The 14,917-nt window shown below is 64.1% G+C and carries 12 protein-coding genes; 9 read left to right on the forward strand and 3 right to left on the reverse strand.

Translation table 11 applies throughout. The features are described from left to right. Positions 1-53 precede the first annotated feature (53 nt). The 5 genes from NKJ78_RS04855 to NKJ78_RS04875 all read left to right on the forward strand — a co-directional run bounded on the left by NKJ78_RS04855 (position 54) and on the right by NKJ78_RS04875 (position 4,543). The gene (locus tag NKJ78_RS04855; RefSeq protein ID WP_196813869.1) at positions 54-767 is read left to right on the forward strand and encodes an ABC transporter permease; all 714 of its coding nucleotides are present in this window, start codon (positions 54-56) and stop codon (positions 765-767) included. Further along, positions 767-1,576, forward strand: a complete 810-nt coding sequence (locus NKJ78_RS04860; protein ID WP_023714559.1) for an ABC transporter permease — start codon at positions 767-769, stop codon at positions 1,574-1,576. The genes NKJ78_RS04855 and NKJ78_RS04860 overlap by 1 nt, the downstream gene beginning before the upstream one ends. A 111-nt stretch (positions 1,577-1,687) precedes the next feature. Continuing rightward, on the forward strand, positions 1,688-2,689 hold the full coding sequence (locus tag NKJ78_RS04865) for an Ldh family oxidoreductase (RefSeq protein ID WP_352460353.1): 1,002 nt from the start codon (positions 1,688-1,690) through the stop codon (positions 2,687-2,689). A gap of 316 nt (positions 2,690-3,005) precedes the next feature. Continuing rightward, positions 3,006-3,458: a DoxX family protein gene (locus NKJ78_RS04870; RefSeq protein ID WP_023755780.1), complete on the forward strand. Its 453-nt coding sequence runs from the start codon at positions 3,006-3,008 to the stop codon at positions 3,456-3,458. A gap of 104 nt (positions 3,459-3,562) precedes the next feature. Then, the gene (locus NKJ78_RS04875; protein WP_023732640.1) at positions 3,563-4,543 is read left to right on the forward strand and encodes a complex I NDUFA9 subunit family protein; all 981 of its coding nucleotides are present in this window, start codon (positions 3,563-3,565) and stop codon (positions 4,541-4,543) included. Positions 4,544-4,558: 15 nt separating this feature from the next. Here NKJ78_RS04875 and NKJ78_RS04880 read toward each other — a convergent pair whose 3' ends face one another. After that, entirely contained in the window at positions 4,559-5,929 is a 1,371-nt protein-coding gene (locus NKJ78_RS04880) for a cytochrome P450 (protein ID WP_023736883.1), read from the reverse strand. Between the two features lie 216 nt (positions 5,930-6,145). On the opposite strand from NKJ78_RS04880, the gene NKJ78_RS04885 reads away from it, so the two are divergent. The 3 genes from NKJ78_RS04885 (at position 6,146) to gyrB (ending at position 12,039) form a co-directional block, all read left to right on the forward strand. Continuing rightward, entirely contained in the window at positions 6,146-6,715 is a 570-nt protein-coding gene (locus tag NKJ78_RS04885) for an NADPH-dependent FMN reductase (protein WP_023745825.1), read from the forward strand. Between the two features lie 76 nt (positions 6,716-6,791). Next, complete coding sequence (locus NKJ78_RS04890) at positions 6,792-9,422, forward strand: caspase family protein (RefSeq protein WP_352460352.1); 2,631 nt, start codon at positions 6,792-6,794, stop codon at positions 9,420-9,422. A gap of 145 nt (positions 9,423-9,567) precedes the next feature. Next, positions 9,568-12,039 carry a DNA topoisomerase (ATP-hydrolyzing) subunit B gene (gyrB, locus tag NKJ78_RS04895; protein ID WP_352460351.1) on the forward strand — a complete coding sequence of 824 codons (2,472 nt, stop codon included), beginning with the start codon at positions 9,568-9,570 and terminating at the stop codon, positions 12,037-12,039. 134 nt (positions 12,040-12,173) lie between these two features. Here gyrB and NKJ78_RS04900 read toward each other — a convergent pair whose 3' ends face one another. Both NKJ78_RS04900 and NKJ78_RS04905 read right to left on the reverse strand, forming a co-directional pair. Continuing rightward, on the reverse strand, positions 12,174-13,268 hold the full coding sequence (locus NKJ78_RS04900) for a hypothetical protein (protein WP_352460350.1): 1,095 nt from the start codon (positions 13,266-13,268) through the stop codon (positions 12,174-12,176). Between the two features lie 189 nt (positions 13,269-13,457). Further along, a complete protein-coding gene (locus tag NKJ78_RS04905; RefSeq protein WP_352460349.1) occupies positions 13,458-13,619 on the reverse strand; it encodes a hypothetical protein in 162 nt (53 codons plus the stop codon). Between the two features lie 331 nt (positions 13,620-13,950). Here NKJ78_RS04905 and NKJ78_RS04910 point away from each other — a divergent pair, with 331 nt between their 5' ends. Then, on the forward strand, positions 13,951-14,868 hold the full coding sequence (locus tag NKJ78_RS04910; protein WP_023739661.1) for a hypothetical protein: 918 nt from the start codon (positions 13,951-13,953) through the stop codon (positions 14,866-14,868). The last annotated feature ends 49 nt before the right edge of the window (positions 14,869-14,917 follow it).

Here is a 14,917-nt window from a genome sequence, read left to right on the forward strand (position 1 = left end):
GCAATCCGGGGGCGACGCTGATCGACGCACTTCTTTCGGCCTCGGCGGCCGGCATCATAGAACTTCTCTCGCCCAATCCGCCGGGCTGGGGCGGCACGCTGTTGCTTGGGCTGCTCCATTCGATCGAGATCGCGCTCGGCGCCACGGTCCTCGGTCTTCTGATCGGCACCGGTGGCGCCTTTGGCAAGCTTTACGGCGGTCCTGTCGTGCGCGACCTGCTGGCGGTTTACACCACCATCGTGCGCGCCGTGCCCGAACTGGTGCTGATCCTGCTGCTCTATTATGCCGGGACGGACCTGATCAACCAGGCGCTGACCGCTATGGGCTACCAGCGCGTCGACATCAGCGGCCTTGCCGCGGGCATCGCCGTGCTCGGCTTTGTCCAGGGTGCCTATTCGACCGAAGTGATCCGCGGCGCCATCCTAGCCATACCGCAGGGCCAGATCGAAGCCGCCCGCGCCTATGGCATGTCACCCGGGCTCATGCTGCGGCGCATCACCTTGCCGGCGATGCTGCCCTTCGCCATACCCGGGCTCGCCAATCTGTGGCTGATCGCCACCAAGGATACGGCCCTTCTGGCAGTCGTCGGCTTTTACGAACTGGCGCTGGCGACGCGGCAGGCGGCGGGCGTCACCAAAGCCTATTTCACCTTCTTTTTCGCCGCGGGCGTGCTCTATCTCATCTTGTCGCTGGTCTCCAACCTGCTCATCGGCCGCCTCGAGGCCTGGTCGCGGCGCGGTATGCCGTCGCTCAAGGATGCGCGCTGATGGCCGGAGAAGCGACCATCATCAATGTTGCCGCGCGGACGTCGCTGTGGCTGCAGCCGCATCGCATCGTGCTGATCCTGGTCGCGATCGCGCTGGTTTTCGGCGCAGCCTTCTTCATGCGCTGGGACTGGCTGCCGCAATATTATGAAATGGGGCTTCTCGGCATTTGGCGGTCGCTGTGGATCCTGGCCGTCACCTGCTTTCTCGGCTTCCTGCTGGCCGTGCCGCTCGGGCTCGCGCAGGCCGCCGGCTCTTTCTGGTTTTCCGCGCCCGCCAGGACATTCTGCACCGTCATCAGGGGCACGCCGCTGCTGATCCAGCTATGGCTGCTCTATTACGGGCTGGGCTCGCTGTTTCCGCAATTTCCCTGGATCCGCGAATCCTGGATGTGGCCGTATCTGAGGCAAGCCTGGCCTTATGGCGTGCTGGCACTGACCTTGTCCTTCGCCGGCTATGAGGGCGAGGTGATGCGCGGCGCCTTTGCCGGCGTGCCGAAGGGGCAGTTAGAGGCGGCCCGCGCTTTCGGCATGAGCCGCTGGAAGATTTTCCGCCGCATCTGGCTGCCGCAGGCCATCTACCGGGCGCTGCCGACGCTGACCGGCGAAACCGTGCTGCAGCTGAAGTCGACGCCGCTGGTGGCGACGATCAGCGTCATCGACATCTTCGCAGTCTCGTCCAAGGTCCGGCAGGACACCTACCTCACCTACGAACCCTTGCTGCTTTTGGCGCTGATCTACATGATCATCACCGGCATACTGGTGTTTGCATTCAGCAAGATCGAGGCGCGCATACCGAACAAGGTGGGCTAGGAATAGTGAGCAGGCAGTAGTGAGTAGTCAGCATATGACCGGGAAACCGCTTGCTTTCGCTACACCTTACTGACTACTCCCTAATCACTCACCACCAATCGGGTCCGCACCATGCAACTCTCTCTCGACCAGGCAACAGGGCTGTGCCGGATGGCGGCGCTCGGCGCCGGCGCCAATGAGGAGGCGGCGCGGTCGCTCACCGCCTCGATCATTGCCGCCGAGGCGGAAGGGCTTTCGACCGTTGGGCTGACCCATTTCATCGATTACCTCGAAGCGCTGGGAGCCGGCCGCATCGACGGCAATGCCGATCCGGTGATCACCAGGCCGGCGCTCGCCGTCTATCTCTCCGATGCGCGTGGCGGCCTCGCCCATACCGGCTTCGACCGCACCATCGACGACCTCGCCAAGGCGGCAAAGCTGTTCGGCGTCGCCATCTTCTCGCAGAAGAACGCCTATACGTGCGGCGCGCTCGGCTATTTCACCGGGCGTCTGGCGCAACTGGGATTGGTCTCCTTCGCCGCCACCAACGGACCGGCGGTGCTGGCGGGCTCGGGCTCGGTCAAGCCGGTCTATTGCACCAACCCGATGTCGTTTGCGGCACCCGCCGCCGATGGCGCGCCGCTGGTCATCGACCAGTCGTCGAGCGCCACCGCCTTCGTCAACATCCGCAAGGCGGCCGAGGACGGCAAGAAGATCCCCGAAGGCTGGGCGCTGGACGCCAGCGGCAACCCGACCACCGATCCGGCCGCGGCCATGAAGGGCGCCATGCTGGCCTTCGGCGGCCAGCGCGGCGCCAACATCGCGCTGATGGTTGAAGTGCTGGCGGCTGGCCTGTCGGGCGCCAACTGGTCGCTCGACGCGCCCTGGTTCTCCGGCGGAACGGACAGCCCGGGAACCGGCCTGTTCGTGCTCGCCGTCGAGCCAAAACTGCTCGACCCGGATTTCGAGCAGCGCATGAAGAACCAGCTCGACCGGCTGCGCCGGCGCTTTGGCGTGCACGTGCCGGGCCGGGCGCGGGCCGAAGCGGCCGAGAAGGCGCAGGCGCGCGGCATCAATGCCCCCAAAGCCGTGGTGCAGCGCATTTCCGAGTTCGCCGAGCGCTATTCGGGCTGAAGCGGTCCTGCGACAACGCGACCTGGCTGAACCTTTCTACCGATCGCAACGACCAATAGCTGCCGGGTCGGGTTTGCCCGGTCGGTGTCTTCTGTCGGATACGTCCAGGGCCCGGGCGGGCGTATGCCGTCTCAGCTTATCCGCCCCGTTGCGCTCTGTCTCGACCGTTGCGTCACCCGGAAAACCCCGCTTCGGCGGGGTTTTCTGCGTTCGTGCTCTGTGTGCTAAAACATGATGGGGAAGTTAACTTTTGTTAACTTGACTTGCCGGAACCATCGGGCGTTTGCAAGGGATCGTCACAACAACAGGAGCTACGATGTCCGCAACCACCGACGCTTCCCGGGGCAAACTTATCGTTCCGGTGTTTGGCCGCCTGTATTCGTCACTGTATGATGGCGCCGAAACCCTTCTGCGCGTCGTCGCCGGCGGGTTTCTCACCATTCACGGCTCGCAGAAGATCACCAACCCTTTCGGCACCGCCGAGATGGTCGAAGGCCTCGGCTTCTATCCCGGCGCGTTCTGGTCGCTGCTTTTGTCCTGCACCGAATTCTTCGGCGGCATTCTGATCGCCATCGGCCTGTTGACTCGGCCCGCAGCCTTTGCCGGTATGATCGTGCTGCTGGTCACCGTCTGGTTCCACTGGATCACTGTCGGCCAGGGCTTTTCCGGCGCTGAAAAGTCGCTTCTATGGGCGGCGATCCTGCTGTTCTTCGTTATCCGCGGCGGCAACCGCCAGTCGGTCGACGCGCGCCTCGGCAAGGCGTTCTGAAGGGTCCATAAGAGGGTGGCAGCGACGACGCGTCACCCTTTGCCTTTGGCCCAAAACGGACTATGAAACGGCTTCAGCCAAGCTTTCGAGCGCCGGAGCCAGCCATGACCGAAATCCTGCAGATCCCCAAGCTCGTGGTCGTCTTCGGCGGCTCCGGCTTCGTCGGCCGCCACATCGTGCGGGCGCTGGCCAAGCGCGGCTACCGCATCAGGGTGGGGGTGCGCCGGCCCGATCTAGCGGGACATCTGCAGCCGCTCGGCAATGTCGGCCAGATCCAGCCGGTGCAGGCCAATGTGCGCGTGCGCTGGTCTGTCGACCGCGCCGTGCAGGGCGCCGACCATGTCATCAATCTGGTCGCCATCCCGCATGAAAGCGGCCGGCAGAAATTCAACACCGTGCACGAATTCGGCGCCCGCGCCGTCGCCGAAGCCGCACGCTCGGTCGGCGCAGGGCTCACCCACATCTCGGCGCTGGGCGCCGACCTCAACGCCGAATCCGACTATGCCCGCACCAAGGCGCTCGGCGAAAAGGCCGTCCTGGAGACGATCCCGGACGCCGTCATCTTCCGTCCGTCGATCAATTTCGGACCCGAGGACAGTTTCTTCAACCGCTTCGCCGACATGGCGCGCTATTCGCCGGTGCTGCCGCTAATCGGCGGCGGCCAGACCAAGTTCCAGCCGGTCTATGTCGGCGATGTCGCCGAAGCGGTGGCGCGTTCGGTCGAGGGCAAGATCAAGGGCGGCCAGATCTATGAACTCGGCGGGCCGCAAGTGCTCACCTTCAAGCAGTGCATGGAAGAGCTGCTCACCGTCATCGAGCGCAAGCGGCTCCTGGTCCCGGTGCCGTGGTGGATGGCCAATCTGCAGGCCTCGATCCTCGGCCTGCTGCCCAACCCGTTGCTGACCAAGGACCAGGTGCTGCTGCTGCGCCAGCCCAACATCGTGTCGGAGGAGGCCAACAAGGCCAACCGGAACCTTGCCGGCCTCGACATCCAGCCGCAGTCTATCGGCACAATCCTGCCCAGCTATCTCTGGCGCTTCCGCGCCGCAGGCCAATTCCAGCGCAAGCCCGCCGGCATCGCGTAACAAGGCGTTGCGCCGTTAAACGCGCCGCGTCACCTGCATCGGCAGGCCGCCTTGCGGCTGTGTCGTCAGTTTCTGCACCGGCCACGGCTTGGTCTCGGCGGTCACATCGAAGCGGAAGCGCGACAGCATGATGGCCAGCGCAATGATCGCCTCCTGCATGGCGAAGCTGGCGCCGATGCAGATGCGCGGACCGGCGCCGAACGGCAGATACTGGAAGCGGTCGATCTTCTCGCGGTTTCCCGGATGGAAGCGTTCGGGCATGAAGGCGTCGGGCATGTCCCACAGTTTTCTGTGGCGGTGGACGACCCAAGGCATCACCAGTACGGCCGCGCGCTTGGGGAGCACCAGATCGTTCCAGGTCTCCGTCTCGATCGGCTCGCGGTTGATCGACGGCGCCGGCGGATAAAGCCGCAGCGCCTCCTCGAAGGCGGCGCGGGTGAACGGCATTGCGTCGAGCCATTTCGTTGGGTCGGGTTCGCGCGCCAGCACGGCCTCGATCTCGCGCTCGACCTTTTCACGCTCCCACGGCGCTTCGGCGAGGCAGTAGATCGTCCAGCCTAGTGCCCGCGCGGTGGTCTCGTGGCCGGCGCCGATGAAGGTGATGATGTTGTCCTCGACTTCCGCCCGCGTCAGCCCGTCGGGGCCTTCGGCGCGCAGCAGAAGCGTCAGGAAATCCTGCGGCGCGGTGTCGGGGTCGCGCTTCAGCCGCTCCTCGCGCATCTTGACCGTATCGGTGACGATCTTGCGGAAATAGGCCATGGTCTTGCGGCCGCGGATGCGGGTCAGCCGCGGCAGCCATTCGGGCGCGCGCAACAGGTCGAGCGGATCGACACGGCCCATGGTTTCGAACAGGCGGTCGATCTCCTGCGCGAAACTGCCGGGCTCGCCCGCAATCTCGCCCGAAAACAGCGTCTCGGCCAGGATATCGTAGGTGAGCAGCGTCATGTCATGGGCGACATCGGTCATGCCGCCTTCGTCATAGCGGGCGACGAACTGCATCGTGCGGCGCAGCATCGGCTCGGCGAAGCCGAAGATATGCCGCGGCGTGAACACCGGCGCCATCGCCTTGCGCGAGCGCTTCCACACCTCGCCTTCGGCGGTCAACAGCCCGTCGCGCAAGATCGGTCGCAGGATCATCTGGCGCACCGTCGCCATCTTGTAGTTCTTGGCGTTGTCGATCAGCACGTGGCGGATAAGGCCGGGATCGTTGGCGACGATCAGATGCCCGCCGACGCCATTCGCCGAAATCCAGGGCTCGTTGTAGGTGTGCTCGCCCCACAGTTCGAGCGGATTGCGGTAGACGATCCGCATCATCTCCAGCGTCGAAGGCGGCGTCGTGCGCGGCTTGGGCGCTGGCGGCACGAAGGGGACGGGCTGCGTGTCCATGAGGTGCTCCGCTGATAGCTCAGATGTAGTGGCTGGCAATCCGGGCGTCCATGTGACCGAACGGCAAACTGAAACGCTGCAGCGCCCGGTGTGCCCGACAGACGGTGTGTTCATCGGATCGTGACCGCCGGTGAAACGGTTGCGGCTTGTCCGGTTGGACACTCTGCCATAGGTGACAGTTGCCAACAGCTACTGCCAATCGCCAGGAGAGTCCGCTTGAAGCACAAGCTGAACATCATAATCGGCAGCACGCGGCCGGGCCGCGCCGGGCCGGTCTTCGCCCACTGGCTGGAGGATTTTGCCCGCGAGCACGGCAAATTCGAACCGGTGCTGACCGACATTGCCACGTTCCATCTGCCGGTTCTGGACGAGCCGCATCACCCCAGGCTCGGCAATTACCAGAACGACCACACCAAAGCCTGGTCGAAGGTCATTGATGCCGCCGACGCCTTCGTGTTCGTTGCGCCGGAGTACAATTATTTCGTGGCGCCTGCGATCGTCAACGCCATCGACTACCTTGCGCGCGAATGGAAATACAAACCTGCCGCCATCTTCAGCTATGGCGGGGTTTCCGGAGGCCTGCGCGCCGCGCAGGCGCTGAAGCCACTGCTGACCGCGGTGGGCGTCATGCCCATCTCGGAAGGCGTCGCGCTGCCGATGTATCAGAAACTGCTGGAGAGCGACGGCTCCTTCCAGGCTAGTGAGCAGGTAGAGGGTGGGACCAAGACCATGCTGGACGAGCTCTCGCGCTGGAGCGGGGCGCTGAAGCCGATGCGGGCTACGTAACGCAGCCGGCCCCGGCTTGCTCATGCCATAAAGAGGTGGAATGGTCGGCAGGTGACTGAGCCGGGGGCGGTTCGATTTGCGCCTGTTGTTTGCCTTGCTGTTGATGCTTGCGACCACCGCCACAGCGGTGGCGGAGCGGCGCGTGGCGTTGGTCATTGCCGAGGACGACTACCGGCTGGTGCGGCCGCTGGCCAATCCTGTCAATGACGGCGAGGTGATGGAAGTGGCGCTGAAGAAGCTCGGCTTCGAGGTCGTGGTCGAGACCAATCGTGATCTCAGGCGCATGCGCCGGGCTCTCGACGATTTTCGCGAGGACGCCATGGGCGCCGACGTGGCGCTGGTGTATTTCTCCGGCCATGGCGTCGAAATCTCCGGCGACAACCGTCTTCTGCCGGTCGATGCCGATGCCTCCTCGCTCGACCAGCTGGAGAAGACCAGCCTGCCGCTGGAGGAAGTGCGCGATGCGGTTGCCGCCACGGCGAAGGTCGGGCTGATCGTGCTCGACGCCTGCCGCAGCGATCCGTTCACAGGCGGCAACGGCGACGGGCGTGGCGCCACATCGCTGATCAAGGACCTTGTGGACAAGATCAAGCCGGGCCTCGGACGCGTCGGCAAGGCGGAAAACATCCTGTTCGCCTTTTCGGCGGCGCCCGGCGAGGCGGCTGCCGACGGTACCGGTGCGAATTCGCCCTTTACAGCGGCGCTGATCAAATACCTCGGCACCGACGGGCTCGAAATCCGCTCGGTGCTGACGCTGGTGCAGCAGGAGGTCTACGACCTTTCGCGCGGAAAACAGCTGCCCTACGTCGAAAGCGGGCTGCCGAAGCTGTTCTTCGCCTCGGCGGCCAAGGAACAACTGCCGGAGCGCGAGCGGCTGTTGCTTGCCATGGCCGATGTGACGCCGGAAATGCGCGGCGCGGTCGAACGGGTCGCCAGCGATGCCGACATGCCGCTGGCGCCGCTCTATGGCGCGCTGATCAGTTCCGACACCAGCCATCTCTCCGGCGAAAGCCTGGACGCCAAGCTGCGCGAGGCGGCCGACGCCTTCGTCAAGGTGCGCGGCGAGATGAAGACGCTGGCCGCCGACGACCCGCAGGTGACCGAACTGCGCCGCCAGGCCGAGGAACAGTTGGCGCTCGGCGCTTTCGATGGCGCACGCGTGATCCTCGCCAAGGCCGCCGACGTCGACAATGTCTCGCGCCAGGCGTTGAAGGCCAATTTCGTCAGCCGCACCCTGTCCGAAGCCGCGACGCGATTTCTCTCGGGCGGCGCGGCGCGTGCCACCCTGGACTATGCCACCGCCATCAAGGACTATGAAACGGTGCTGTCGCTCTACGGCGAGGCCGGGCAGACCTCTCTCAGCCTGGAACAGGCCGACCGCCAAAGCCGCACGCTGGAAGAGCTCGGCATCCTCTACACGACGGTTGGCAACACCGACGCCGCCGGCCGCGCCTTTGCGGCGCTGGTCGCCAATCTTGAGCAGCGAGCGCGTCAAGAAACCGATCCGAGCGTCAAGCGCGACCTCGCCATCGGCCATATCAAGTTCGCCAACATCAAGATGGCGCAAGGCGATCTGCCGGCCTCCCTGCAAAACTATGAGGCGGCCAGGGACATGTTGCAGGGCCTGACCACAGACGTGCCGGACAAGAAGGACTGGCTCGGCGATCTCGCCATGGCCCATGATAAGATCGGCAATGTGCTGGCCACGCAAGGCGACGTGGGTGCGGCAGCCCAGGCCTACCAGCAAAGCCTGTCCATCAAGCAGCAATTGGCCGATGCCGAGCCGAACAGCGTCTATCTGCTGCGCGACCTGACCATTACCTACGACGAAATCGGCGGTCTTGCCCGCACCGCCGGCCAGCTGGATGGCGCCCAGACTGCATTCGAAGAGAGCCTGAGAATTCGGCTGGCGCTGGCGCAGAACAACCCCGACGACCCCAGGCATCAGCGCGCCGTCTCCGTCAGCTACACCAGGGTCGGCGACGTCCTGCGCGAGCGTGGCGACGCTGCGGGCGCGCTCGACGCCTACAACAAGAGCCAAATAATCGCCGAAGCGCTGGTGCGCCGCGACTCAAACGACACCGATTTGAAGCGCGACCTGTCGGTCGGTTACGCCAAGATCGGCAATGCTTACGGCGACCAGAAGGACTGGCCACTCGCGTTGGAGGCCTACCAGCAGGCGCTGGCCACGGCGCGAGACCTTGCCGCCAGCGACCCAGGCAACACCGATTGGCAGCGCGACCTGTCGGTCTGTCTGGAAAAAATTGCCGGCGTGTTTGATGCCCAGGGCGATATCGCCGGTGCTTTGCAGAACTACCAGGACAGTCTCGTCATTGCCGACCGGTTGGCAAATCTCGACCCGGGCAATTCCGACTGGCAGCGCGACCTGTCGATCACGTTCGAGGAAATAGGCCTGCTGGAGACCAAGCAGCGCCACTATGAGGGCTCGAAGAAGGCCTTCGAAGCCAGCCTGGCCATCCGCCAGCGGTTGGCCCTGTCCGATCCGGACAATGCGATCTGGCAATTCGATCTGGTACAGGCCTACATCAACTATGCCTATGTGGCGAAGAATCCGAAGGCTGTGTTGTCGCAGGCGCTAGACCTGACGCTGGAGCTTGACCGCACAGGCAAACTGGCGCCGAGGGACAAACCCACGATCAAATATCTGCGCCGTCTTCTGGCCAAATTGAAAGCCGCGAAAAAATAGCCGGCTGCCAGCTCGGGATTCAGCCCTGAAATGCCCGCAAACCTTGGAAAAACCGCCTTTTGCGCCTATATCTAGGACATCAAAGCGGCGTGATTCGAAGCCATTTTTTCGCGCTGAGCATGCGGCATCAATCAGACAGGTTTTCATGAGCGATCAAAGCGACAACGCCAACGGCGCTGAGGCCGAATACGGCGCCGATTCCATCAAGGTTTTGAAGGGGTTGGATGCTGTCCGCAAGCGGCCGGGCATGTATATCGGCGACACCGACGACGGCTCGGGCCTGCATCACATGGTCTATGAGGTGGTCGACAACGCCATCGACGAGGCGCTGGCCGGCCATGCCGACCTGGTCACGGTGACGCTCAATCCCGACGGTTCGGTCACCGTTATCGACAATGGCCGCGGGATTCCGACCGATATTCACACTGGCGAAGGCGTTTCGGCGGCCGAAGTGATCATGACGCAGCTGCATGCCGGCGGCAAATTCGACCAGAATTCCTACAAGGTGTCTGGCGGCCTGCACGGCGTCGGCGTCTCGGTGGTCAACGCGTTGTCGGCCTGGCTGAAGCTGAAAATCCGCCGCAACGGCCAGATTTTCGAGATGAGCTTCACGCATGGCAATGCCGATGCGCCGCTCAAGGCGACCGGCAGCTATGAGCAGAACAAGCAGCCCGGCACCTATGAAGGCCGCAGCGGTTCCGAAATCACCTTCTTTCCGTCGGCCGAAACCTTCACCATGGTCGAGTTCGACTTCGGCACGCTGGAGCACCGGCTGCGCGAGCTCGCCTTCCTGAATTCCGGCGTGCGCATCATTTTGACCGATGCCCGCCATGCCGATCTCGTGCGCCACGAACTGCACTATGATGGCGGCCTGGAAGAGTTCGTCAAATATCTAGACCGGGTCAAGAAGCCGCTGATCGACAAGCCGATCGCCATCAAGGCCGAGCGCGACGGCATCACCGTCGAAGTGGCGATGTGGTGGAACGACAGCTACCACGAGAACGTGCTGGCCTTCACCAACAACATCCCGCAGCGCGATGGCGGCACCCATCTGGCCGGCTTCCGTGGCGCGCTGACGCGCCAGATCACCGGCTATGGCGAATCGTCGGGCCTGACCAAGAAGGAAAAGGTGGCGCTGATCGGCGACGACTGCCGCGAAGGCCTGACGGCGGTGCTGTCGGTCAAGGTTCCCGATCCGAAATTCTCCTCGCAGACCAAGGACAAGCTGGTCTCGTCAGAGGTGCGGCCCGTGGTCGAAGGCCTGGTCAACGAGGCGCTTGGCACCTGGCTGGAAGAACACCCCAGCGAGGGCAAGGTGGTTATCGACAAGGTGATCCAGGCGGCTGCGGCGCGCGAAGCCGCGCGCAAGGCCCGCGACATCACCCGCAAAAGCTCGCTCGGCGTCACCTCTCTGCCCGGCAAGCTTGCCGACTGCCAGGAACGCGACCCGGCGAAATCCGAAATCTTCATCGTCGAGGGTGACTCGGCCGGCGGCTCCGCCAAGGGCGGCCGTTCGCGCCAGAACCAGGCGATCCTGCCGCTGCGCGGCAAGATCCTCAATGTCGAGCGCGCCCGCTTCGACCGCATGCTCGGCTCCGAGATGATCGGCACGCTGATCACCGCGCTCGGCACCTCGATCGGCAAGGACGAGTTCAACGCCGACAAATTGCGCTACCACAAGATCATCCTGATGACCGACGCCGACGTCGACGGCGCCCATATCAGGACCTTGCTGCTCACCTTCTTCTTCCGCCAGATGCCGGAGCTGATCGAGCGCGGCCATCTCTACATCGCCCAGCCGCCGCTTTACAAAGTGACGCGCGGAAAAAGCTCGCAATACATCAAGGACGAGAGCGCCTTCGAGGAGTTCCTGATCGGCTCCGGGCTGGAAGAGGCGTCGCTGACGCTTGCCTCCGGCGAGGCGCGGGCCGGACAGGATCTGCGCGGCTCGATCGATGATGCACTGGCCGTGCGCCAGCTCATCAACGGGCTGCACACGCGCTACAACAGGGGCGTGGTCGAACAGGCGGCGATCGCCGGCGCGCTCAACGCCGATGTGCTAAACGACCTCGGCCGCGCCAACGCCATGGCCGAACGCGTCGCCCAGCGCCTCGACATCATTGCCGAGGACACCGAGCGCGGCTGGAGCGGCCGGCTGTCGACCTCCAATGAAGGCGTCGGCGGCTATGTGTTCGAACGCACGGTGCGCAGCGTCAAGGAATTCGCGCAGCTCGATGCCGGGCTGATAAATTCGGCCGACGCACGCCAGCTCGACCGCTATGCCCCGCGCCTCATGGAAGTCTATGGCGAGCCGCCGGTGCTGCGCCGCAAGGATGTCTCCGAAACCATTTCGGGGCCGCTGGCGCTGCTCAACGCGGTGTTTGCGACCGGCCGCAAGGGCCTGACCATGCAGCGCTACAAGGGCCTCGGCGAGATGAATGCCGAGCAGCTCTGGGAAACCACGCTCGACCCGAATGTGCGTTCGCTGCTGCAGGTCAAGGTCAATGACGCCACCGATGCGGATTCGCTGTTTTCGCGGCTGATGGGCGACGAGGTCGAACCGCGGCGCGAATTCATCCAGGACAATGCGCTGTCGGTGGCCAATCTGGACATTTGATGGCTGGGGGCCCATCGCTTCGTCATCCTAGGGTCTTCGCGACGGAGCTTCGCTCCTGCTTCGCCCTAGGATGACGTGGGTGAGGCCTCAGCCAATCTCCAGCGTTTGCGATGAACCGTTCTCAACGCCGCCACTCAACTCGGTTCCAGCTTTCGCCCGAGGTCCACCGCGTCGCGCAGCACTTGCAGATGCGAGCGCGGCGCGGTGCCCGCCGGCGGGGCGATTTCGACGCCGTTTGCCGTCGATGACCAATAAAGCGTGTGGGTGAAGATACGTCCAAGTGAGCTGCGAAGCTCGACCTGGATGTTCTCCACACCGGGGCCGAAATTTTCCGTCATCGGACCGGAAATCGGATCGCCTGTCGCCCAGCCATTGCCGCGGTCGTAGACGTTCGTCCAGCGCGTTGCCGCAAACACCGCGCCATGATGCACCGCGCGCTGCGCCTTGCCTGCTTGGCTGTGTCCTTCCTGGTAAAGCACGGTGCCGCCGGCGCGCCCGTCATCGGCAATCGGCGGGCAGGCCGAGAACAGGCGCTCGGCAAGGCCACGCCTGAATTCCGCGAGATTGTAGGTCACCAGGAATTCGCTGTGGGAGAGCGGACTGCCAAGCGTGACGAAATCGCTGATCTTCCAGGGCAGCGGGTGGTCGGCGTCCTTGGTCCGAAGCTGCTGGTAGAGCGCCCATTGGCCGCGCCGGAACCCGGCGAGGTCTTCAAGATTCTTTGGCCACGCTGATCCATCAGAGCCGAGCGTTGCCTTGTCGATGGCCTCGACCGCCGCCAGTTTGGCCTTGTCGCGGACCGCTTCCAGCCTTCGCGGCCGGAACTCGGCCCACAGGATCTGCAGCAAATCATAGGCGATGATCGATCCCAGGCTGTGCGAGCCCAGCACGATGCGGTCGTAAGCATCGTCCTTCATCAGCGTCTTGAGCAACGTCAGGCCTCTGTCGCGGATCAGCGCACGCTTCTCGATCGTCGCCGCCTCGGCTCGCACATAAGCGGCGACGTCACCGAAATAGGGCAGGGCGAACTGATCCACCGCCCAGATGACAAAAGAAGCGAGGGTGGTGATCATCAGGCCGGTCGTCAAGGTAACGGCCTGTTGCCAGACCGATGTTGCCAGCACGAGTGCTGCGCCCAGAATGACGATAACGATCAGAAGTGTGGCGACGTAAAGCTTGCGGGCGTCGAGCGGAATGTCGGCGGGCTTGCGCCACAACAGGTTCGTCACCCAGGCGGCCAGCCGGCCGCGCGTCGTGCCTTGCGTGATGTCGGCCCAATAAAGCTCGTAGAAATCGGTACGGCGGCCATCGACGTCGTAGGGCGTGGTGATGCGGCGCAGCTCGTGTGACTTGGTCCGGCTGTCGGGCGTGATCCAGCTCTGGTTGATCGTGGCGCCGGAAACGGCCGGATCGGGAATCTAGGGGTAGGGTGGAGCACGAGTGGGATCGCTGCTCCAGACCGCCTGGACGAATCCCCTCAGCGTACCCATCGGCCGCTGCTCGCCCATGCCGTGCACGATCACCACCGCCTGGCCGGGCTGCGCCTTTCTGTAAGCCAGCGATGCGACAGTCTTGGGCATCAGCGTCTCCGTTGACGACATCCGACGGCGGGATCGCTCATGCTACCCCCGGCTCACCGAGCCAACAATACACGGCAGCCCATGTGGAACTCCGTGAACCAATCCACAGTTTCGCAGTCGTGCCTCGGGCCGCGCGGAAAATAGTTCCGTTCCCGGCAAGCAAATCATTTCATTGCCCTTCGGAACGGAAATCGCTCAGGAACATTGTGACGACATCGATCAATTTCTCGCAGGGAGGCTCTCTATGGGACGCGGTATTTTGCTCTGGTTGCTCGGTATTCCGATCCCGATCATCATTCTCATCATGCTGTTCGTACGGTAGGAGGCGTCGATGCAGTCCACCGTATCGGCTGTCGACGTATCCGCCTCAACAGAATCCTCCGCCCCGGCCGTCAGCTGGGGTCCGATCATCGCCGGCGCCTTCGCGGCCTCGACGCTGACCTTCATCCTCATGCTGCTCGGTTCGGGGCTGGGGCTGACCATGGTCTCGCCGTGGTCCGGCGCCAGTGCCTCGCTGACCACCTTCGCGGTGTCCGGCGCGATCTGGCTCATCATCGTGCAATGGCTGTCCTCCGGGGTCGGTGGCTATCTTGCCGGACGCCTGCGCACCAAATGGGTCGGCATCCACACCGACGAGGTCTATTTCCGTGACACCGCGCACGGCCTCCTCGCCTGGGCGCTGGCGACATTGCTGGTCGTCGGCATTCTCGGGTCGGCGCTGTCGGCAGTGCTTGGTTCAGGCGTGCAGGCGGCTTCTACTGTTGCCTCGGGCGCCGCCATGGGTGCTTCGGCCGGCGCGTCCGCCAATGCCGGCAGCGCACCGGCCGACAATGCGACATCCTATCTTGTGGATACGCTGTTCCGTCCGGCTGATGCCGCCAGGCTCGCGGCGGCCAATCCGGACAGCGATGCCGCGGCGGTCGGACAGGCCTCGCGCATCCTCATCGCCAGTGCGGCGGCAGGCGAAATTTCGGCTGACGACAAGACCTATCTGTCGCAGCTGGTCGCCGCCCGCACCGGTGTCTCCGAGGCTGACGCCAAGGCACGTGTCGACGCCCTGGTGGCCAGGGTCGAGGACGCCAAGGTCAAGGCCAAGAAGGCCGCCGACGCCGCCCGGAAAGGCAGCGCCACCTTCGCCCTGCTTGGCGCCCTGTCGCTGGTTATCGGCGCCTTCATCGCCAGCGCTGCGGCAGCACTGGGCGGCAGGCAGCGCGACGACGAGGAAGCGGTTTTCCTGACCAGCCGCTGAACCGGTCTTCAACATAAAAAGCCCGGTCGAACCGGGCTTTTTTTGTTTC

Origin of the sequence: Mesorhizobium sp. M0037 (assembly GCF_040323635.1) — a bacterium.
In the GTDB taxonomy this organism is placed as follows: Bacteria; Pseudomonadota; Alphaproteobacteria; order Rhizobiales; family Rhizobiaceae; genus Mesorhizobium.

Coding starts and splice junctions, on each gene's coding strand:
- NKJ78_RS04860 (WP_023714559.1), top strand. CDS start 767: ATGGCCGGAGAAGCGACCATCATCAATGTTGCCGCGCGGACGTCGCTG.
- NKJ78_RS04865 (WP_352460353.1), top strand. CDS start 1,688: ATGCAACTCTCTCTCGACCAGGCAACAGGGCTGTGCCGGATGGCGGCG.
- NKJ78_RS04870 (WP_023755780.1), top strand. CDS start 3,006: ATGTCCGCAACCACCGACGCTTCCCGGGGCAAACTTATCGTTCCGGTG.
- NKJ78_RS04875 (WP_023732640.1), top strand. CDS start 3,563: ATGACCGAAATCCTGCAGATCCCCAAGCTCGTGGTCGTCTTCGGCGGC.
- NKJ78_RS04880 (WP_023736883.1), bottom strand. CDS start 5,929: ATGGACACGCAGCCCGTCCCCTTCGTGCCGCCAGCGCCCAAGCCGCGC.
- gyrB (WP_352460351.1), top strand. CDS start 9,568: ATGAGCGATCAAAGCGACAACGCCAACGGCGCTGAGGCCGAATACGGC.
- NKJ78_RS04905 (WP_352460349.1), bottom strand. CDS start 13,619: ATGCCCAAGACTGTCGCATCGCTGGCTTACAGAAAGGCGCAGCCCGGC.
- NKJ78_RS04910 (WP_023739661.1), top strand. CDS start 13,951: ATGCAGTCCACCGTATCGGCTGTCGACGTATCCGCCTCAACAGAATCC.